Source organism: Limnohabitans sp. TEGF004, assembly GCF_027924965.1.
Classification (GTDB): Bacteria; Pseudomonadota; Gammaproteobacteria; order Burkholderiales; family Burkholderiaceae_C; genus Limnohabitans.
This window is the reverse complement of the sequence record NZ_AP027056.1, coordinates 1028610-1048879: the sequence shown is the minus strand read 5'-3', so window position 1 is coordinate 1048879 and position 20270 is coordinate 1028610. Positions and strand designations below refer to the sequence as shown.

19 protein-coding genes are annotated in these 20270 nt (G+C 55.3%); 5 read left to right on the top strand and 14 right to left on the bottom strand.

The features are described from left to right. Positions 1 to 64: 64 nt before the first annotated feature. The 4 genes from LINBF2_RS05260 to LINBF2_RS05245 all read left to right on the top strand — a co-directional run bounded on the left by LINBF2_RS05260 (position 65) and on the right by LINBF2_RS05245 (position 4533). Positions 65 to 970 carry an AEC family transporter gene (locus LINBF2_RS05260; protein ID WP_104800330.1) on the top strand — a complete coding sequence of 302 codons (906 nt, stop codon included), beginning with the start codon at positions 65 to 67 and terminating at the stop codon, positions 968 to 970. A 91-nt stretch (positions 971 to 1061) separates the two neighbouring features. Next, positions 1062 to 1319, top strand: coding sequence for a type B 50S ribosomal protein L31 (locus LINBF2_RS05255; RefSeq protein ID WP_104800388.1), 258 nt, complete (start codon positions 1062 to 1064; stop codon positions 1317 to 1319). A gap of 66 nt (positions 1320 to 1385) precedes the next feature. Beyond that, positions 1386 to 3116 carry a hypothetical protein gene (locus tag LINBF2_RS05250; protein WP_281890972.1) on the top strand — a complete coding sequence of 577 codons (1731 nt, stop codon included), beginning with the start codon at positions 1386 to 1388 and terminating at the stop codon, positions 3114 to 3116. Between the two features lie 7 nt (positions 3117 to 3123). Then, positions 3124 to 4533: an MATE family efflux transporter gene (locus LINBF2_RS05245; RefSeq protein ID WP_281890970.1), complete on the top strand. Its 1410-nt coding sequence runs from the start codon at positions 3124 to 3126 to the stop codon at positions 4531 to 4533. Here LINBF2_RS05245 and glmM read toward each other — a convergent pair. The 4 genes from glmM to LINBF2_RS05225 all read right to left on the bottom strand — a co-directional run bounded on the left by glmM (position 4530) and on the right by LINBF2_RS05225 (position 9485). Continuing rightward, positions 4530 to 5861 (bottom strand): phosphoglucosamine mutase, encoded by a 1332-nt coding sequence (gene glmM, locus LINBF2_RS05240; RefSeq protein WP_281890968.1) that lies wholly within the window; start codon positions 5859 to 5861, stop codon positions 4530 to 4532. The two genes, LINBF2_RS05245 and glmM, sit on opposite strands and share 4 nt — an antisense overlap. Positions 5862 to 5913: 52 nt before the next feature. Further along, the gene (folP, locus tag LINBF2_RS05235; protein ID WP_281890966.1) at positions 5914 to 6738 is read right to left on the bottom strand and encodes a dihydropteroate synthase; all 825 of its coding nucleotides are present in this window, start codon (positions 6736 to 6738) and stop codon (positions 5914 to 5916) included. A 54-nt stretch (positions 6739 to 6792) separates the two neighbouring features. Beyond that, on the bottom strand, positions 6793 to 8703 hold the full coding sequence (gene ftsH / locus LINBF2_RS05230) for an ATP-dependent zinc metalloprotease FtsH (RefSeq protein ID WP_281890964.1): 1911 nt from the start codon (positions 8701 to 8703) through the stop codon (positions 6793 to 6795). Between the two features lie 107 nt (positions 8704 to 8810). After that, positions 8811 to 9485, bottom strand: coding sequence for an RlmE family RNA methyltransferase (locus tag LINBF2_RS05225; protein ID WP_281890962.1), 675 nt, complete (start codon positions 9483 to 9485; stop codon positions 8811 to 8813). Between the two features lie 34 nt (positions 9486 to 9519). Here LINBF2_RS05225 and LINBF2_RS05220 point away from each other — a divergent pair, with 34 nt between their 5' ends. Next, positions 9520 to 9993: a YhbY family RNA-binding protein gene (locus tag LINBF2_RS05220; protein WP_281890960.1), complete on the top strand. Its 474-nt coding sequence runs from the start codon at positions 9520 to 9522 to the stop codon at positions 9991 to 9993. Here LINBF2_RS05220 and LINBF2_RS05215 read toward each other — a convergent pair. The 10 genes from LINBF2_RS05215 to lpxD form a co-directional block, all read right to left on the bottom strand. Then, the gene (locus tag LINBF2_RS05215; RefSeq protein WP_281890958.1) at positions 9990 to 10424 is read right to left on the bottom strand and encodes a DUF4149 domain-containing protein; all 435 of its coding nucleotides are present in this window, start codon (positions 10422 to 10424) and stop codon (positions 9990 to 9992) included. The two genes, LINBF2_RS05220 and LINBF2_RS05215, sit on opposite strands and share 4 nt — an antisense overlap. 9 nt (positions 10425 to 10433) lie before the next feature. Next, the gene (greA, locus tag LINBF2_RS05210) at positions 10434 to 10910 is read right to left on the bottom strand and encodes a transcription elongation factor GreA (protein ID WP_281890956.1); all 477 of its coding nucleotides are present in this window, start codon (positions 10908 to 10910) and stop codon (positions 10434 to 10436) included. Positions 10911 to 10919: 9 nt separating this feature from the next. Continuing rightward, positions 10920 to 14198 (bottom strand): carbamoyl-phosphate synthase large subunit, encoded by a 3279-nt coding sequence (gene carB / locus LINBF2_RS05205; protein WP_104800320.1) that lies wholly within the window; start codon positions 14196 to 14198, stop codon positions 10920 to 10922. A gap of 2 nt (positions 14199 to 14200) precedes the next feature. Further along, positions 14201 to 15364: a glutamine-hydrolyzing carbamoyl-phosphate synthase small subunit gene (gene carA / locus LINBF2_RS05200; RefSeq protein WP_281890953.1), complete on the bottom strand. Its 1164-nt coding sequence runs from the start codon at positions 15362 to 15364 to the stop codon at positions 14201 to 14203. A gap of 170 nt (positions 15365 to 15534) precedes the next feature. Then, positions 15535 to 16311, bottom strand: a complete 777-nt coding sequence (locus LINBF2_RS05195; RefSeq protein WP_281890951.1) for an RNA methyltransferase — start codon at positions 16309 to 16311, stop codon at positions 15535 to 15537. Further along, on the bottom strand, positions 16308 to 16925 hold the full coding sequence (gene rnhB / locus LINBF2_RS05190; RefSeq protein ID WP_281890949.1) for a ribonuclease HII: 618 nt from the start codon (positions 16923 to 16925) through the stop codon (positions 16308 to 16310). Before rnhB ends, LINBF2_RS05195 begins: the two co-directional genes overlap by 4 nt. Continuing rightward, the gene (gene lpxB, locus LINBF2_RS05185; protein WP_281890947.1) at positions 16897 to 18039 is read right to left on the bottom strand and encodes a lipid-A-disaccharide synthase; all 1143 of its coding nucleotides are present in this window, start codon (positions 18037 to 18039) and stop codon (positions 16897 to 16899) included. Before lpxB ends, rnhB begins: the two co-directional genes overlap by 29 nt. 5 nt (positions 18040 to 18044) lie before the next feature. Beyond that, positions 18045 to 18839, bottom strand: a complete 795-nt coding sequence (gene lpxA, locus LINBF2_RS05180; protein WP_104800316.1) for an acyl-ACP--UDP-N-acetylglucosamine O-acyltransferase — start codon at positions 18837 to 18839, stop codon at positions 18045 to 18047. Positions 18840 to 18841: 2 nt separating this feature from the next. Further along, positions 18842 to 19279, bottom strand: coding sequence for a 3-hydroxyacyl-ACP dehydratase FabZ (gene fabZ / locus LINBF2_RS05175; protein ID WP_281890944.1), 438 nt, complete (start codon positions 19277 to 19279; stop codon positions 18842 to 18844). Between the two features lie 2 nt (positions 19280 to 19281). Beyond that, positions 19282 to 20265: a UDP-3-O-(3-hydroxymyristoyl)glucosamine N-acyltransferase gene (lpxD, locus tag LINBF2_RS05170; RefSeq protein WP_281890942.1), complete on the bottom strand. Its 984-nt coding sequence runs from the start codon at positions 20263 to 20265 to the stop codon at positions 19282 to 19284. Positions 20266 to 20270: the final 5 nt, after the last annotated feature.

Below are 20270 nucleotides of genomic sequence, written 5' to 3'. Positions count from 1 at the left end.
CCGTGTTTCAATCCTATACGCTTTGAGATCACTCAAGAATTGAAGTAAGGGTATTCTCTGTCCCGTGAATTACGCCCAACTCCTTTTCCCCGACTTCTCACTCATCCTTTGTGGTTATTTAGTTTGTAAATACACAGCCCTCAATCGCACCGTTTGGGAGCAGGTTGAGAACTTGGTTTATTTCTTTCTCTTCCCCGTTTTGCTGTTTCATTCCATCGTGCGCACGCCTTTGGATTTGCAAGCCGCCTCCCACCTCATCATGGCGGGCTTGACACTGGGGCTGAGCAGCGTTGGCATGTCCTATGCCATTCCCAAGCTGCCGTTTTTGCGCAAACACATTGACACGCGCTTGCATGCAGCCAGTGCGCAGGTTGCGTTTCGCTTCAACTCTTTCATCGCCCTGGCATTGGCAGAACGGATTGCGGGACCGCAAGCCTTGTTATTGATTGCGGTGTTGATCGGCGTCTGTGTGCCCCTGTTCAACGTAGCAGCGGTTTGGCCCATGGCCCGTCATGCTCAGCGCAGCTTTGGGCGCGAACTCATTCGCAACCCGTTGATTTTGGCCACAGGTTTGGGGCTGCTCGCCAATATTGTCGGTTTGCACATCCCAAGCTGGACAGAGCCCACACTGCAACGCATTGGCGCTGCGTCGTTGGCGTTGGGATTGATGGCTGCAGGTGCAGGCATGCAATTTGGGCACTTGATGAAAGCAAAAAGTTTGGCCATTTGTCTTTTGACTGTGCGCCATCTACTCACCCCGCTGCTGGCGTGGTGGTTGGCTGGCGTGTTTGAGCTCGACAGGACCCAAACCAGCGTGCTGCTCGCCTTTTCAGCCCTACCCACCGCCTCTAGCTGCTATGTCTTGGCAGCTCGCATGGGCTACAACGGGGCCTTCGTGGCGGGCTTGGTCACCTTATCGACGGTTTTAGGCATGCTCAGCCTGCCATTTGCCTTGGGTGTTTTGCGATAAAAGGCCACTCTTTCATGGCATAATGACGCGTTTTGCGGAAAGTGTGTCGAAATAGGTCGGCGTGGCTACCGCAGCTGCTCAAGGAAAAGCGATGAAAGAAGGCATTCACCCCAACTACCGTGAAATCTGTTTCATGGATATGTCTAACGGTTTCAAATTTGTGACGCGCTCATGCGCCAGCACAAAAGAGATGATCACCATGGAAGACGGCCGCGAATTGCCGTTGTACAAGCTGGATACCACCAGCGAGTCACACCCCTTCTACACAGGCACACAAAAATCTGTCGACAACATGGGCGGCCGCGTCGAGCGCTTCCGCAACAAGTACGGCAAGACGATCGCCAAGTAAGCCACGCGCTCACTTCAAACAAGGCAGCCCGGCCCTCCGCGCTGCCTTTTTTCATTCAAAAAGCTTGTGACCCAACCCACCCCCGCCATCGTTCCTCAAAGTGCCGTGCGCCGCTTGCCGCGTGTTGCGCTGTGGCTGTTCTGCGCAGCCTATGTGCTGCCCGGTTTGTTTGGCCGTGAACCTTGGAAAGGTAATGAGTTCACGGCATTTGGTCACATGCTGGCCTTGGCTGAGGGTGCGAGCGATTGGTTCAACCCCAGCGTCTGGGGTCAAGCCCCCGAACTAGACGCCTTGCTGCCTTATTGGTTAGGCGCATGGGCGATTCAAATCGCCCCCAGCTGGCTATCTGCTGGATTTGCCGTACGAATCCCTTTTGCGGGTCTCTTGGGGCTGACCTTAGCGAGCACTTGGCATGGGGTTTACTACTTGGCGCTCAGTCCCCAAGCCCAGCCCGTACCCTTTGCTTTTGGCGGCGAAGCCCAACCCAAAGACTACGCTCGCACCATTGCAGATGGTGCCGTGCTCGCGCTGATTGCGTGTTTGGGCCTCACCTTGCTCTCCCATGAGGCAAGTCCCATCTTGATGCAACTGGCTTTCGTGAGCTTTGCTTTTTATGGCGTCGCTGCTTTGCCTTACCACCCACGCTACAGCTTCAGCGCATTGAGCACTGGGCTGCTTGGTTTGTGTTTGAGCGGCGCACCTAGCTTTGCTGTTTTGATGGCCATCGGCAGTGGTTTTTTGTGCTTGCTAGATCGTCAAAGCACATCACACCAAACAGGCCGTCAACACGCACTGTGGCTCTTGCTCATGGGCTTGGCTGTGGCAGCCTTAGCCACACTATTGGATGTGTGGCAGTGGCGTTTGATGCCTTTGCACAACGACTGGCAAGAATGGCGTAGCTTGCTACGCTTGGTGGCATGGTTCACATGGCCTGCATGGCCACTGGCCGTATGGACTTTATGGCGCTGGCGTCGCCAATGGACATCACTGCATTGGAGCCGCCACTTGGTGCTACCCATGTGGTTCACCGCATTGACCCTCACCACGGCCATGGTCACACGCTCATCGGAACAAACATTGCTGTTGGCTCTTCCCTCCTTCGCAACCTTGGCAGCCTTTGCTTTGCCGACCTTGCGCCGAAGTGTGGCCGCGTTGATTGATTGGTTCACTCTGCTATTTTTTTCGGGATGCGCCTTCATCATTTGGGTGATTTGGATAGCCATGCAAACAGGCTGGCCAGCACAACCTGCAGCGAACGTCGAGCGCTTATTCCCAGGGTTCCAACCCAGTTTTGGATGGATGGCATTCATCGTGGCCTTGGCTGCTACTGCGGTGTGGATTTGGCTTGTCACATGGCGCACAGCCAAACACCGCCAAGCTTTATGGAAAAGCATGGTTTTACCCGCAGGCGGAGCTGCACTGTGCTGGCTATTGCTACTGACCTTGTGGCTACCACTGTTGGACTTTGCGCGCAGCTACAAACCTTGGGTGCAACAAATTCAAGGCGTGATGGCCAAACAAGAAGCGTATGAAGCACGCACAGGTTGCTTGCTGAGCTATGGATTAGATGTGGGCCAAATGACCGCCTTTCACTACCACGGCGGCTTTGATATCAAGTCCATTGAAACCACCTCCAATGAACAACAAAGCACTTGCCCGTGGCTATTGGTCGACAACGACTTGCGACCAGAGCTAGCGAGTGTGGTTAGGCTGCATGAATGGAACCGTGTTCGCACCATCCGCCGCCCATCTGACAACAACGAGGATGTGACGCTGTACCACCGCCGTCACCCCTGACACACCGATGAGTACCGAACGCGCCACCATCATGCGGCACGCTGGCACCGTGATGGTCGGACAGCTGGCCGTGATGGCCTTTAGCATCACCGACACCTTGGTAGCGGGTCACTTCGCAGACACCGCCTTGGCCGCACTGGCCGTGGCATCGGCCACTTACGTCACGGTGCATATCTCCCTCATGGGCATGTTGCAAGCGTTGCTGCCTGTGTGGGCCGAGCTGCATGGCGCTCAGCGCCACGCAGAGGTGGGCCGCTCGTTGCGGCAAGCTTTATATCTATGCGCCATCACAGCCAGCCTTGGCATGTGGGCATTGTTGAATCCTGACTTTCTTCTGAATTGGACGCAAGTACCCGCCGATTTACGCGTCGAAATTCACGACTACCTCAACATCGTGGCCTTTGGATTACCCGCCTCCTTGCTGTTTCGCATGTACAGCACGCTGAATCAAAGCCTAGGGAAGCCTAAGCTGGTGACGTGGGTGCAAGTGGGCGCCTTGATGGTCAAGATTCCACTGTCCATCGTGCTGGTTTTAGGCATTCCAGGTGTGCTAGCGCCCATGGGTTTGGCAGGATGTGCATGGGCGACCTTGGTGGTGACGCTTCTCATGCTGAGTCTTGCGCTCTGGCTATTACGTACACAAGACTTTTACAAGCCCTACCGCATCTGGGCTCCAATGGAAAAACCTCACGCAGCCACCTTGCTTCGCTTCGTGCGCTTGGGGCTGCCAAGTGGTTTGGCAATTGGCGTTGAAGTCACCTCCTTCACCCTCATGTCTTTGTTCATCGCGCGCTTGGGCGTGGTGGCCACCGCGAGCCATCAAATCGTCTCCAACATGACGGCTGTGCTCTACATGATTCCCTTGTCACTGTCCATCGCCAGCAGTTCGCGTGTGAGCTATTGGATTGGTGCTGGGCAAATTCATCGTGCGCGTCAGGCACTGCGCACAGGTCTTAGCTTGGTGCTATTGCTCAGCCTAAGTTTGGCGGGTTTGATGGGTTGGCAACACCAAGCCATTGCTGCGTTTTACACCCAGTCTCCCGAGGTCGCCGCGCTGTCTGCCACCTTGTTGCTGTGGTTGATGCTGTACCACGTGGCCGATGCCGTGCAAGTGTTTTGCGTGTTCACGCTGCGCTGCTATGGCATTACCGTCCTGCCACTCATCACTTACACCGTCTTGCTATGGGGCTTGGGGCTTGCGGGAGGTTATGTGGTGGCTTACGACGTGGGCTTTGATGCGTCGGGTTTGAGCTGGCTCATGGGTTGGCTCACACCGCAGTCACCCATTGCGTTTTGGCAAACGGGCAGTTTGGCGCTGTATGTCACCACGGCTGTTTTATTGCCTGTGTTGTGGCGAGCGGCCTACCGCCCGACACAAAGCACACACACAGGTCAGAATCTTTTGCCGCAGCCTTAAACCGACAAGGTGTCGGCAATGCGCTTGGCACATGCGTTGGCTTGCGCTTCATCACGGGCCTCTACCATCACACGCACCAGCGGCTCAGTACCACTGGCGCGAATCAGCACACGACCGGAATCGCCCAATTCGGCCTCAGCCTTTTGCACTTCCTCTTTCATGCGTGCATTCGACTGCCAGTCTTGACCGGGACGCAAACGCACGTTGATGAGGGTTTGCGGAAACAGCGTCACATCTTTGAGTAACTCAGCCATGGCCTTGCCGCTGCGCACGCAGGTTTGCAAAATTTGCAAAGCGCTCACCAAACCGTCACCCGTGGTGTGTTTGTCCAGCGCTAACAAATGGCCTGAGCCTTCGCCACCCAAAATCCATTGGTGTTTGGCCAGTTCTTCCAGCACATAGCGGTCACCCACCTTGGCACGCACAAACTGCACACCACGTTTTTTCAAGGCCACTTCCACGGCCATGTTGGTCATGAGGGTACCCACCACGCCGGGCACCACTTCGTCATTGGCCAAGCGGTCGTCTGCCATCAAATACAACAACTCATCGCCGTTGTACAAGCGGCCTTGGGCATCCACCATTTGCAAGCGGTCGGCATCGCCATCCAGCGCAATGCCAAAGTCGGCATGGTTGGCTTTCACGGCACGCACCAAAGCATCCGGATGCGTGGCACCGACTTCATGGTTGATGTTCAAACCATCGGGGCTGCAGCCAATCGCAATCACATCGGCACCCAGCTCGTGGAACACCTTGGGTGCGATGTGATACGCCGCACCGTGCGCCGCATCCACCACCACCTTCAAACCTTTGAGCGTGAGGTCGTTTGAAAAAGTGCTCTTACAAAATTCAATGTAACGACCCGCCGCATCGTCCAAGCGTTTGGTCTTGCCGAGGTTGGCCGAATCCACCCACACAGGCGCTTCTTCCAACGCAGCTTCTACTGCCAGCTCCCATGCATCGCTGAGTTTGTTGCCATTGGCACTGAAGAACTTGATGCCGTTGTCGGCAAACGGGTTGTGGCTGGCACTGATGACCACACCTAGGCTCGCACGTTGGGCGCGTGTGAGGTAGGCCACACCGGGGGTTGGCAAGGGGCCGAGTAACACCACATTGACGCCTGCTGAGTTGAAACCAGACTCTAGAGCTGACTCCAACATGTAGCCAGAGATACGGGTATCTTTGCCAATCAACACCGTAGGGTGTGCTTCGGTTTGCTTGAGCACACGACCCACGGCATGAGCCAAACGCAAGACAAAGTCAGGGGTGATAGGCGCTTGGCCCACCGTGCCGCGAATGCCATCTGTGCCGAAATATTTGCGTGTCATTGTGTTTGCCTTGGATGTTATTTTTGTTTGCGATCGATTTGAATGCATTGTCTCAAACTTGCGCGACTTGCCAAACCTTGAGTGCCTGCACAGTTGGCGCCACATCGTGCACACGCACAATACGCGCGCCACGCTCAACAGCCAGCAGAGCCGCCGCCACGCTAGGCACCATACGCTCCCCCACCTCACAGCCTGTCACTGCACCGATGGATGACTTACGCGACCAGCCGACCAATAAGGGATAGCCCAAGACCAACAATTGGTCTTGATGCGCAAGCAGTTCAAAGTTTTGCGCCACGGTTTTGCCAAAGCCTACACCTGGGTCTAAGGCAATGCGCTCGTGTGCGACGCCCAAGGCTTGTAACCCTTGTGCGTGGGCTTTCAAAAACTCAGCCACCGGCTGAATAGAGCTGCCGTGCATGGGCAAGGCTTGCATGGTTTGTGGCTCGCCATGCATATGCATCAGGCACACACCACATTGGGCATGCGCAGCCACCACTTGCTGCGCGCCGACCTGACGCAAAGCCCACACATCGTTGATGATGTCGGCGCCTGCATCCAGCACAGCTTGCATCACCTCAGCCTTGTAGGTGTCGACAGAGATGGGCACATTCAAGCGCACGGCTTCGCGCACCACGGGCAACACACGCGCTAACTCATCGTCGAGTGACACCGCAGGCGCGCCAGGACGGGTGGACTCACCACCAATGTCCAAGATGTTTGCACCTTCTTTGAGTAACTGTTCGCAATGCGCCAAAGCAGCACGCGTGTTGGCATGCTGACCACCGTCAGAGAAAGAGTCGGGCGTGACATTGACAATGCCCATCACCTGCGGCTGGCTCAGGTCAATGCGAAAACGTGTGGTTTGCCAAAACATAAGTGCTCCATGAAAAACGGGGCTTGCGCCCCGTTCTTGGTTCAACCCAATCGCTTAAGCCGCGCTGGGCGCTGGGTCTGCTTGCACCGCTGGGGTGCCGCCGCTGTCACCGCCCGAAGGGGTGCGTGGTGTCCAGTCTTTTGGTGGACGTGGTGGGCGGCCTTCCATGATGTCGTCAATTTGCTCTTTGTCGATGGTTTCCCATTCGAGCAAAGCTTTGGCCATGGCGTGCATCTTGTCGCTGTTGAATTCAATCAAACGACGGGCCAAGTTGTATTGCTCATCAATGATGCGGCGCACTTCCACATCCACCTTTTGCATGGTGGCTTCAGACATGCTGGTGGTCTTGGTGACCGAGCGGCCCAAGAACACTTCGCCTTCGTTCTCTGCATAGACCATAGGGCCCAAAGCATCGGTCATACCGTAGCGCGTGACCATGTCGCGTGCAATGGAGGTTGCGCGCTCAAAGTCGTTGCTCGCGCCAGTCGTCATTTGGTTCATGAAGACTTCTTCGGCAATACGACCACCGAACAGCATGCTGATTTGGTTCAACATGTATTCTTTGTCGTAGCTGTAGCGGTCTTTCTCAGGCAAGCTCATGGTCACGCCCAAAGCACGGCCACGGGGAATGATGGTCACTTTGTGCACGGGGTCACACTTGGGCAACAACTTGCCAATCAAGGCGTGACCAGCTTCGTGATACGCCGTGTTGCGGCGCTCTTCTTCTGGCATGACCATGCTCTTGCGCTCAGGGCCCATCAAGATTTTGTCTTTGGCCTTTTCAAAGTCTTGCATCTCGACCACGCGTGCGTTGCGACGTGCGGCCATCAAGGCAGCTTCGTTACACAAGTTGGCCAAATCAGCACCACTCATACCAGGTGTGCCACGTGCAATCACGCTGGCATTGACGTCTTGGCCAATTGGCACTTTGCGCATGTGCACGTTCAAGATTTGTTCGCGGCCACGGATGTCCGGCAAGGTCACATACACCTGACGGTCAAAACGACCGGGGCGCAACAGCGCGGCATCCAAAATGTCGGGACGGTTGGTGGCAGCCACCACGATGACGCCGAGGTTGGTTTCAAAACCATCCATCTCGACCAGCATTTGGTTCAAGGTTTGTTCGCGTTCGTCGTTACCACCGCCCACACCGGCGCCACGTTGGCGACCCACAGCATCAATCTCGTCAATGAAGATGATGCAAGGTGCATTCTTTTTGGCGTTCTCAAACATGTCGCGCACACGGGCTGCGCCCACGCCCACAAACATTTCAACGAAGTCAGAACCTGAGATGCTGAAGAACGGCACTTTGGCTTCGCCCGCAATGCCTTTGGCCAACAATGTTTTACCAGTACCGGGAGGGCCCACCAACAACAAACCGCGTGGGATACGACCACCCAGTTTTTGGAAGCGTTGTGGGTCTTTCAAAAAGTCCACCACTTCTTTGACTTCTTCTTTGGCTTCGTCGCAACCTGCCACGTCAGCAAACGTCACTTGGTTGTTGTTCTCATCCAGCATGCGGGCTTTGCTCTTGCCGAAGCTGAACGCCCCACCCTTGCCGCCGCCTTGCATTTGGCGCATGAAGTACACCCACACACCAATCAACAGCAGCATGGGGCCCCAGCTGACCAACAGTGTCATGAGGAGTGAGCCCTCTTCGCGAGGCTTGACGTCAAACTTCACGCCATTGGCGATGAGGTCGCCCACCAAACCGCGGTCGAGGTAAGTGGCCGTTGTGCGAATCTTGCGCTCGTCATTGGTGACCGCCGTAATTTCTGTGCCGCCCTGACCTTCTTGGATGGTGGCGGTTTTGATGCGCTTGGCGCGAACTTCTTCGAGGAAGTCCGAATAGCCAAGGTAACCAGAGCCTGCGCCTGGGCGTGTTTCAAACTGTTTGAAGACGGTGAACATCACCAAAGCGATGACCAACCAAACAGCGACTTTTGAGAACCATTGATTGTTCAATGTGGGCTCCGAAATAAAAAGAGTACGAGATGTACTGAGATGGGCCTGATTTTAGGCGTTTCAAGCGCTTGGGGCGGCTTTATTCACCGCAAGCAGCCTTAGAAAAATCAAGGATTTGCTGAAACGCGACTTTTCACACCCATACCCACCAAAAAGGTTTCACTTGATTTGTCACGACTGGCCTTGGGCTTGATGGGCTTGACCACGCGAAACGTGCTTTTGAAAAGGGTCACCAAATCGCTGTAGCCGCTGCCATGAAACAGCTTGACCACCAAGGCACCATCATCTTTGAGGTGTCTCTGCGCGAAGTCCACAGCGAGCTCAATCAAATGGGCAATGCGGGTCGCGTCGGTCGACTCAATGCCTGTGAGGTTGGGCGCCATGTCTGACACCACCACATCCACGATACGGCCTTGCAAGGCCGCTTCCAGCTGAGCCAAGACATCTTCCTCACGGAAGTCACCCTGAATGAAGGTGACGTCCTCGACAGGCTCCATGGGCAAGATATCCAAACCAATGATGCTGCCGTTCAAAGTGCCGGTGGCGGCGCCTGTGGGCGACATGCGACGGCGCAGGTATTGGCACCACGCACCCGGCGCACAACCCAAGTCCACCACCACGTTGCCAGGTTTGACAAGGCTGAGCTGCTCGTCAATTTCTTTGAGCTTGTAGGCCGCACGCGCACGGTAGCCCTCTTTTTGGGCCAGCTTGACGTAGGTGTCGTTCACATGGTCGTTCAACCATGTTTTGTTAACTTTTTTGCTTTTAGTTTTAGCTTTCAATTCATACCTTTGAGCGAGCGGGGATAATACCCGCATGTCCGCAATACAACTCACACCTGCTCAACGCAAAATTCACCGCGCCGAAGCGCACCATTTAGCCCCCGTCGTCATGATTGGCAACGATGGTTTAACGCCTGCCGTCATCAAAGAAGCCGAGATGGCGCTCAACGCGCACGGCCTCATCAAAATCCGCGTCTTGGGCGACGACCGCCAAGCACGCGAAGCCATGTTTGTAGCTTTGGCCGACCAACTCAACGCAGCCCCCATTCAACACATCGGCAAGCTGTTTGTGTTGTGGCGCCCACGCGCTGAAAAAGAACGCACCGTCGACGAAGACCGCATGGCAGGCCCTCGCGATGTGAAAGTACTCAAGTACAGCAGCCGTGGCGGCCAACGTCCCGAAGTGAAAACTTTGCGCGTGCTGGGCAACCAACGCCTGACCTCTGGCGGTCAAGTCAAACGCGCGAAACCGAAAAAGATTTCGGTCAAAAAACGTACACTGGGTTAATCGGTTTGCGCAGAGTCTGCTGCAATGGCAGGCTCTGGATTCGCAGGGCACAGTGACCAAAGCACCTTGCCAGCACACAGCCACTGCAACACGTAAAACGCAGAGCCTAGGTTGTGCCACAAAGCCAAGTTATCTCGGGCCATGATGTGAGGCTTCACAGCTAACTCAATCAGCAAAGCCAACAACATGCCCGTAATCACCCAGGGCGAAGGTGCATGGACTCGGTCTAAGTTTTGGCGCTTGGCTGCTAACAACGACAAAACGCCGCAAGCCACTGCCAGCCATGTTTGGGCACTGAATAATTTGCCAGCCATCTGACCCGCGATGGCGGGTGTTTCCAAATGCATAAACAGCATAGGCACCACCATGAAACCCACGGTGGTGAGGCTGCCCCACCACAGCGCCGCCAAAAAGATTTGTAGCCGCGCCATGTGAGGGGTTTAGAGGTAAGAGACCTTGACCACTTCGTAGTGCTTCACACCGCCTGGCGCTTGCACTTCAGCCACATCGCCCTCTTCCTTGCCAATCAAGGCACGGGCAATGGGGCTGCTGATGTTGATGAGGCCAAACTTCAAATCGGCTTCGTCTTCGCCCACGATTTGATAGGTGACTTTGTCACCTGTTTCCTCTTCTTCCAACTCCACCGTGGCACCAAACACCACACGACCGCCCGCATCCAGTTCGGTCGGGTCAATGATTTTGGCCACCGACAACTTGCCTTCAATTTCTTGAATGCGGCCTTCGATGAAGCCTTGACGGTCTTTGGCTGCGTCGTACTCGGCGTTCTCGCTCAAGTCGCCTTGTGCGCGGGCTTCTGCAATCGCAGCAATCACAGATGGACGCTCAACGGTTTTGAGTTTATGCAACTCATCCTTGAGCTTTTCTGCACCGCGTTTGGTAATGGGAACTGTACTCATCGTGTGTCCTTAGGCGGTCAGTTGAGCGTGCATTTCCTGCACAGAAATGACATCCAACTTGTCCATGTACTTCATGCCTTCCACAGCGGCTTCTGCGCCTGCGATGGTGGTGAAGGTGGTCACACGGTTGAGCAATGCCGAGGTGCGAATGTGGCGTGAATCAGCAATCGCATTGCGACGCTCTTCCACGGTGTTGATGACCAACACCACTTCGTTATTCTTGATGCTATCCACAATGTGTGGACGGCCTTCGGTCACTTTGTTCACCACATCACAAGGCACGCCGGCTTCAACAATGGATGCCGCTGTGCCCTTGGTTGCAATCAATTCAAAACCCAAAGCAGACAACTGACGGGCCACCTCAATGACGCGTGGCTTGTCGTTATTCTTCACCGAGATGAACACCTTACCGGTAGAGCGACCATCAGCATCACGAGGACGAGGCAACTTGGTGCCTGCACCCAATTGGCTCTTCACAAAGGCTTCGCCAAATGTTTTGCCAACGCCCATGACTTCGCCAGTGGACTTCATCTCTGGACCCAGAATCGTATCGACGCCTGGGAACTTCACGAACGGGAACACCGCTTCTTTCACACTGAAATAAGGTGGCGTAACTTCTTTGGTGATACCTTGCGACGCAAGTGTTTGCCCCGCCATGCAACGTGCAGCGACCTTGGCCAGCTGGATGCCCGTGGCTTTAGACACATAAGGCACGGTGCGTGAAGCACGTGGGTTGACTTCGAGCACGTAGATGACGTCTTTGCCGTCGACATGTTGAATCGCGAACTGCACGTTCATCAAACCGACCACATTCAAAGCACCGGCCATCGCGGCAGATTGGCGCTTGAGTTCAGTCACTGTGGCTTCGGACAAAGAGTAAGGGGGCAACGAGCAAGCCGAGTCACCGCTGTGCACACCTGCTTGTTCGATGTGTTCCATCACGCCGCCGATGAAGGTCTTGCCTTCGGGGTCGCGCAAACAGTCCACATCGCACTCGATCGCGTCATTCAAGAAACGGTCGAGCAACACAGGTGAGTCATGCGACACCTTGACGGCTTCGCGCATGTAGCGCTCGAGGTCGCGTTGCTCGTGCACGATTTCCATGGCACGGCCACCCAACACATAGCTGGGGCGCACCACCAAGGGGTAACCCAAGGCAGCCGCTTTTTCCAAAGCTTCTGGCTCTGTGCGTGCCGTGGCATTTGGAGGCTGGCGCAAACCGAGGTCGTGCAACAACTTTTGGAAACGCTCACGGTCTTCGGCAGCGTCAATCATGTCCGGGCTGGTACCAATGATGGGCACGCCAGCCGCTTCCAAATCGAGCGCCAACTTCAAAGGCGTTTGACCACCGTATTGAACGATGACACCGGTTGGCTTTTCTTTGTCGACGATTTCGAGCACGTCTTCGAGCGTCAATGGCTCGAAGTACAAACGGTCAGATGTGTCGTAATCGGTCGACACGGTCTCTGGGTTGCAGTTGACCATGATGGTTTCGTAGCCGTCTTCGCGCATGGCGAGCGCAGCGTGAACGCAGCAGTAGTCAAACTCAATACCTTGACCAATGCGGTTAGGACCGCCGCCAAGCACCATGATTTTTTTATTGTTGGTGGGTTCAGCTTCGCACTCGGCGTCTCCCACGCCGAAGGCGTTGCCATTACCTTCGTAGCACGAGTACATGTAAGCGGTGTCGGTCGAGAACTCGGCAGCACAGGTGTCCACACGCTTGTAGACAGGGCGAATGTTGAGTTCATGGCGACGTGCACGCACCACATGCTCAGTGGTTTTGAGCAACTTGGCCAAACGACGGTCTGAGAAGCCCTTCTTTTTCAAGGCGCGCAATTCTTCGGCCGTGATGGCTTCAAGCGTGGTGGTTTCAACTTCGAGTTCGATCTTCACGATCTCTTCGATTTGCACCAAGAACCAAGGGTCGATCTTGGTCAAGGCAAACACCTCGTCCACGCTCAAGCCCATGGCGAATGCATCGCCCACATACCAAATGCGCTCGGGACCAGGTTCGCCCAGTTCTTTCTCGAGCACTTCGCGGTCTTGGGTTTTTTCGTTCATGCCATCCACGCCCACTTCCAAACCACGCAGGGCTTTTTGGAAGGACTCTTGGAAAGTACGGCCCATGGCCATTACCTCACCCACCGATTTCATTTGGGTGGTCAAGCGGCTGTCAGCCGTGGGGAATTTCTCAAACGCAAAACGTGGGATCTTGGTCACCACGTAGTCGATCGATGGCTCAAACGAAGCTGGCGTTGCACCGCCTGTGATTTCGTTGCGCAGCTCGTCGAGTGTGTAGCCCACAGCCAACTTGGCTGCGACTTTCGCAATCGGAAAACCTGTGGCTTTAGAAGCCAACGCAGATGAACGCGACACGCGTGGATTCATCTCAATGACGACCATGCGGCCGTCTTTGGGATTGATCGAGAACTGCACGTTCGAGCCGCCAGTGTCCACACCAATTTCGCGCAACACAGCCAAAGAGGCGTTACGCAAAATTTGGTATTCCTTGTCGGTCAAGGTTTGTGCGGGTGCCACAGTGATGGAGTCACCGGTGTGCACGCCCATGGGGTCCAAGTTTTCGATCGAGCAAATGATGATGCAGTTGTCCGCCTTGTCGCGCACCACTTCCATCTCATACTCTTTCCAACCGAGCAAAGATTCTTCAATCAACAGCTCGTTGGTGGGCGAAGCTTCCAAGCCGCGCTTACAGATGATTTCAAACTCTTCAGGGTTGTAGGCAATACCGCCGCCTGTGCCGCCGAGCGTGAAGCTGGGGCGAATGACGGTGGGGAAACCCAAACTCTTTTGCACATCCCATGCTTCTTCCATGCTGTGCGCAATACCTGAACGTGCTGAGCCCAGACCAATCTTGGTCATGGCGTCTTTGAACTTCAAGCGGTCTTCGGCTTTGTCGATGGCCTCTGGGGTTGCGCCAATCAGCTCAACCTTGTACTTGGCCAACACGCCGTGGTGCCACAAATCCAACGCGCAGTTGAGCGCCGTTTGGCCGCCCATGGTGGGCAGGATGGCGTCTGGACGCTCTTTGGCAATGATCTTCTCGACCGTTTGCCAAGTGATGGGCTCAATGTAGGTAACGTCTGCCGTGGCAGGGTCAGTCATGATCGTGGCGGGGTTGCTGTTGATCAAGATGACTTTGTAACCCTCTTCACGCAGAGCTTTACAAGCTTGCACGCCAGAGTAATCGAACTCACAGGCCTGACCAATGATGATCGGGCCTGCGCCAATGATGAGAATGCTTTTTAGGTCGGTGCGCTTTGGCATGATTATTTCGCCTCCATCAGTTTGATGAAGCGGTCAAAGAGGTAAGCAATGTCGTGCGGGCCGGGCGATGCTTCAGGGTGGCCTTGGAAGCAAAACGCGGGCTTGTCGGTGCGGGCCAAGCCCTGCAAAGTGCCGTCAAACAAAGACACGTGGGTGGCACGCAAGTTGGCGGGCAACGATTTTTCATCCACTGCAAAACCGTGGTTTTGGCTGGTGATGGACACGCGACCTGAGTCGAGGTCTTTCACAGGATGATTCGCGCCATGGTGGCCAAACTTCATCTTGAAAGTTTTCGCTCCACTGGCCAAGGCCATGATTTGATGGCCCAAGCAAATGCCAAATGTGGGAATGCCAGTTTCAATCAACTCAGCAGCCGCAGCAATTGCGTAGTCGCAAGGCTGAGGGTCGCCAGGGCCGTTGGACAAGAAGATGCCGTCGGGGTTGTGCTTGAGCACATCAGCGGCTGGCGTCTTCGCAGGCACAACAGTCACTTTGCAACCGCGCTGAGCCAACATGCGCAAGATGTTTTTCTTCACGCCAAAGTCATATGCGACCACATGGAACTTAGGTGCGGTCAAGTTGCCGTAGCCTTCGCCCAATGTCCACTCGGTTTGTGTCCACTCATACGACTTGGACACGGTGACTTTTTGCGCCAAATCGAGGCCGGCCATATTGGGCGCGCCTTTGGCGGCTGCCACCGCTTGGTCGATCACCGTTTGCGTGACTTCTTGGCCTTTGGCCAAGCCCACGATCGCGCCGTTTTGCGCGCCCTTGGTGCGCAAGATGCGTGTGAGTTGACGTGTGTCGATGTTGGCAATGGCCACTGTACCTGCATCAACCAAATAGGCCGACAAGGTTTGGCTAGAGCGGAAGTTGCTTGCGACCAAAGGCAAGTCTTTGATGATCAAGCCAGCAGCATGGACTTTGTCAGCTTCGATGTCTTCCACGTTGACGCCGTAGTTACCGATGTGCGGGTACGTCAAAGTGACGATCTGCTGGCAGTAGCTGGGGTCAGTGAGGATTTCCTGGTAGCCGGTGAGTGAGGTGTTAAACACCACTTCGCCGACTGTGGAGCCGGTGGCTCCAATCGAGTTGCCGATAAAGACCGTGCCGTCTGCGAGCGCCAAGATGGCGGGCGGGAAGGTTCCCTGAAGAGACAAAAGCACTGGGTTCTCCGGAATAGTTCGGGTACGCCTCAGCGCTCACAAGAGAACGTGTCTCTTTGGCTGCTTTGTTCGAGGAATTTGCCTAGGTTTGAGCTGGGGCGTACAGGTTGATGCGGGAAAGCCTCTCATTATATCCGAGGCACTGGTTTTCCCGAATCAAAGTAGGCGAATTAAGGCAAATGACAGGTGGCGCTGGCGTGTAAGCAAATAGCAGCAGCCGAGGCTACGTTGAGTGACTCTTCCCCGCCCGGCTGGGCAATGCGCACATGTACGGCGGCACGATCCGCCAAAGCGGCAGACACGCCCTGCCCTTCGTGGCCCATGAGCCATGCGCAGGGCATGGGCAGCTTGGCTTCGGCAAGCAAACTGTGCAAAAACGGGCCTTGGTGTGAACTAGTGGCTACCCAAGGTATGTCCAACGTATTCAAATCGTCGGCGCTCAGGCCTTCTACCAAATGCAATCCGAAATGTGCGCCCATACCGGCACGCAAGACCTTGGGCGACCACAAAGCAGCCGAGCCCTTGATGGCCAGAACTTGTCTGAAGCCAAAGGCTGAGGCACTGCGCAGAATTGAACCTACGTTGCCTGCATCTTGCACACGGTCAAGCACCACCGTTGGGATTTTGGCTTGGATGTCTAGGGCACTGGGTGCCGCCAAGATAAAACCCATCTTGGCGGGTGACTCTAAGCTGCTGATTTCGGCAAACAGAGCATCCGGCAGCACGGTGTTGCGCTCGGCCGCTTGCGTCCACTCACGCGGTGCAGTGGCCCACAAAGATTCAGCAAATACCGCATGCTCAGGCTTCACGCCACGCGTTAGCGCAGCACGGCAGAGGTGATCGCCCTCTAACCATACACGACCAAGTTTGCGGTAGGCCGTGCTGTCTTGCGACAAGCGGCGCAGATCTTTGACCAAGGGATTGTCACGCGAGGTGATCAAGTTCATTTCAAGACCTCTGCCACGGGCGAAAACGATTTACGGTGCCAAGGCGTAGCACCGTGTTCCTTGAGGGCTTGCAAGTGCGCCGCTGTGCCATAACCTTTGTGGCCATCAAAACCGTACTGCGGATACTGCGCGTGCAACTCTTGACACCAACGATCGCGATGCACCTTGGCCAAGATAGAAGCCGCAGAAATGGCTTGCACCTTGCTGTCGCCTTTGACAATGGCTTCAGCCAACACATCAAGCACGGGCAAGCGGTTGCCATCTACAAGTACCTTGGTAGGCTTCAAGCGCAGGCCTTCTACGGCGCGACGCATGGCCAGCATGGTGGCTTGCAAGATATTGAACTCGTCAATCTCTTCCACCGTCGCTTCTGCAATGGAGCAGCACAAGGCTTTGGCACGAATCTCATCATACAAACGCTCGCGCTTCAAGGCGGTGAGTTTTTTGGAGTCGGCCAAACCCGCAATGGGGTTCAAGTCATCCAAGATCACGGCAGCAGCGACCACGGGGCCAGCCAGCGGCCCACGGCCAGCCTCATCCACCCCAGCGATTAAGCCTGGGGCATCCCAAATGAGCGCGGCTTGTTCAGCCCGCAAGAACTTTTTCGATCGCATGGGCCGCCAGTGCGGGGGTATCGCGGCGCAGCATGTCGTGCAGCGCCGCAAAGCGTTGTTGAACCGCGGCAGCAGCCGCAGGGTTGGCCAACCATTGCAACACCTCATGCGCCAAAGCATCAGGTGTGGCTGCATCCTGTAGCAACTCAGGCACCACAAAGTCTTGGCACAAGATGTTAGGCAAACCCACCCAAGGCTGTAGCTTTTTGCGGCGCATGATTTGCCAGCTGAGCCAGTTCATGTTGTAGGCAATCACCATGGGGCGCTTGAACAATGCAGCTTCTAGCGTGGCCGTACCGCTGGCAATGAGCGTCACATCGCAAGCGGCCAATGCCGCATGCGATTGGCCGTTGAGCACCAAGAGATTGGGCACCTCGCCCACATCCTTGGCAATGGCATCGATGCGCGCACGCAAAGCGGGCATAGCCGGCAACAAGAAGTGAATACCAGGCTGCTGCTTGGCCATGCGCTGCGCAGCTTGCAAAAAGCGATGCGCCAAATACTCAATTTCAGAACTGCGGCTGCCAGGCAGCAAAGCCACTACCGTGGCGTCTTGCGGCAATCCAAGCGCTGTGCGTGCGGCAGCGCGGTCTGGCACGTCGGGAATATTTTTGGCTAAAGGATGCCCCACATAAGTGGCGTCGATGCCATGCTGCGCGAGCAAATCGGCCTCAAACGGAAAGATGCACAACACGTGGTCCACGCTTTGGCGAATTTTCTCCACACGATCTGCGCGCCACGCCCAAATGGATGGGCACACAAAGTGAATCGTGGGAATACCTTTGGCTTTGAGATCGCGTTCTAAACCGAGATTGAAGTCTGGCGCATCCACACCAATGAAAGCGCTCGGTGGATTGGCCAGCAAGCGTTCACGCAGTTGATTACGAATACCTACGATTTCTCGGTAGTGGCGCAGTACTTCGACATAGCCACGCACGGCGAGTTTTTCGTAAGGCCACCAAGGCTCAAAGCCCTGTGCAGCCATACGAGGGCCGCCAATGCCGGCGCTGTGCATGTCAGGCCATTGCTCGCGCATGCCACCTAGCAACAGGCCGGCGAGCAAATCACCCGAGGCCTCGCCTGCGACGAGCGAGAAAGACAGGGCCTCGGCCATCAGGTTTAACGAATGATGCCGCGTTGCGGCGAGGTGTGGTTCAAGAAGTCCAGCATCATGGCAACATCGGGTGCGGCTTCTGGTTTTTCTTGGGTCAATGCAGCGATGCGTACTTTGGCTTGATCCAAGGTTAAGTCGTCGCGGTACAAGGCTTTGTGCATGGCCTTCACAGCGCTGATGCGCTCAGGAGAAAAGCCGCGACGGCGCAGGCCTTCAAAATTCATCGAGCGCGGCTCGGCAGGTTGGCCTTGGCACATCACAAACGGCGGCACATCGGCAAACAAGAGCGAATGCATAGCTGAGAAGCTGTGCGCGCCAATACGAACAAACTGATGCACCACGGTAAAGCCACCCAAGATCACCCAGTCACCCACATGCACATGGCCTGCCAACTGCGCGCTGTTGGCGAAGATGGTGTGGTTACCTACGATGCAGTCATGCGCTAAATGCACATAAGCCATGATCCAGTTGTCATTGCCCACTTTGGTGATGCCAGCATCGCCGGGTGAGCCAATGTTGAACGTACAAAACTCACGGATGGTGTTGCGGTCGCCGATGATCAACTCACAAGGCTCGCCTGCGTACTTCTTGTCTTGCGGAATCGCGCCCAAAGAATTGAACTGAAAAATGCGGTTGTCGTTACCAATCGTGGTGTGACCTTCGATCACGCAATGCGGCCCCACGGTCGTACCTGCACCAATGCGCACATTGGGCCCGATGATGGTGTAAGGCCCCACCTGCACCGAGCTATCAAGCTCGGCTTTGGGGTCAACAATGGCGGTGGCGTGAATGAGGCTCATCGTCAGGCAATAGAACGCATGGTGCACATCAAATCGGCTTCCGTCGCCACGACATCACCCACTTTGGCACGTGCCTTGAATTTGAAGATACCGGCCTTCATGCGGTCTAACTCCACTTCCAAAATAAGCTGATCACCGGGCTCAACGGGGCGCTTGAAACGTGCACCATCAATGCCAGCAAAGTAATACACGGTCTTGTCATCGGGCGCAGCGCCCAAGGTATCGAATGCCAACAAGGCAGCAGCTTGCGCCAAGGCTTCCAGAATCAACACGCCCGGCATCACGGGGTGATGCGGAAAATGACCACCAAAAAATGGCTCGTTCATCGTCACATTCTTGAGGGCCCTGATGCTTTTGCCCTTTTCAATTTCCATTACGCGGTCCACCAACAAGAATGGATAACGGTGTGGCAACTGCTTCAAGATTTGGTGAATGTCCATGCTCATTTTTTTTGACTTTCTAAAACGGATTCAAGAGATTTGATACGGTCACGCAAGCGATGCAATTGGCGCAGCGTGGCGGCGTTTTTCTCCCACGACGCATTGTCGTCGATTGGAAATACACCGCTGTATTGACCAGGCTGACGTATGGAGCGCATCACCACCGACGCGGCAGAGATATGCACCCCATCGGCAAGTTCCAAATGGCCCAACACAATTGCGCCGCCACCGACTGTGCAGTTGGCACCAATACGTGCACTGCCAGCCACACCTGCGCAACCAGCCATGGCTGTGTTCGCACCCACGTGGACGTTGTGCCCGATTTGGACCAAGTTGTCGAGCTTGACGCCATCTTCAATGATGGTGTCATCTAAAGCGCCACGGTCTATGCAAGTGTTTGCCCCGATTTCCACATCGTTACCGATGCGAACAGCACCAAGTTGCTCTATCTTTTCCCAGCGGCCTTCAAACAGCGCGAAGCCAAAACCATCAGCACCAATGACGACGCCCGCGTGCACGATGCAACGCTCACCAATGCGGCAATCCTCACCCACAGTGATGCCAGATTTCAGCCATGTATTTGCGCCGATGTGTACACCGCGTTCGACCACACACAATGGACCGATACGCGCAGTGACATCGATGTGAGCTTGCGGGTGAATCACCGCACTGGGGTGAATTAAGGGTTCATCTGTCACACGCGTGTGTTGACGCCACAGCTGGGTCAAACGTGCAAAGTAATGGTATGGGTTATCTGCCACGATCAAGGCCATACTGACCTTGGCAGTCTCGGCGACTGCAGGCGACACAATGACGCAACCCGCCTGCGTTGTGGATAGTTGCGACTGGTATTTGGGGTTGCTTAAAAAACTCAGCGCGTCAACTTGAGCGGTGTCAAGCGGCGCGAGTTTTTGGATGATGTGTTGGGAGTCACCAACGAGGCGACCACCCAAACTTTCAACGATCTGGCCGAGACTCAGTGCCACGGCAG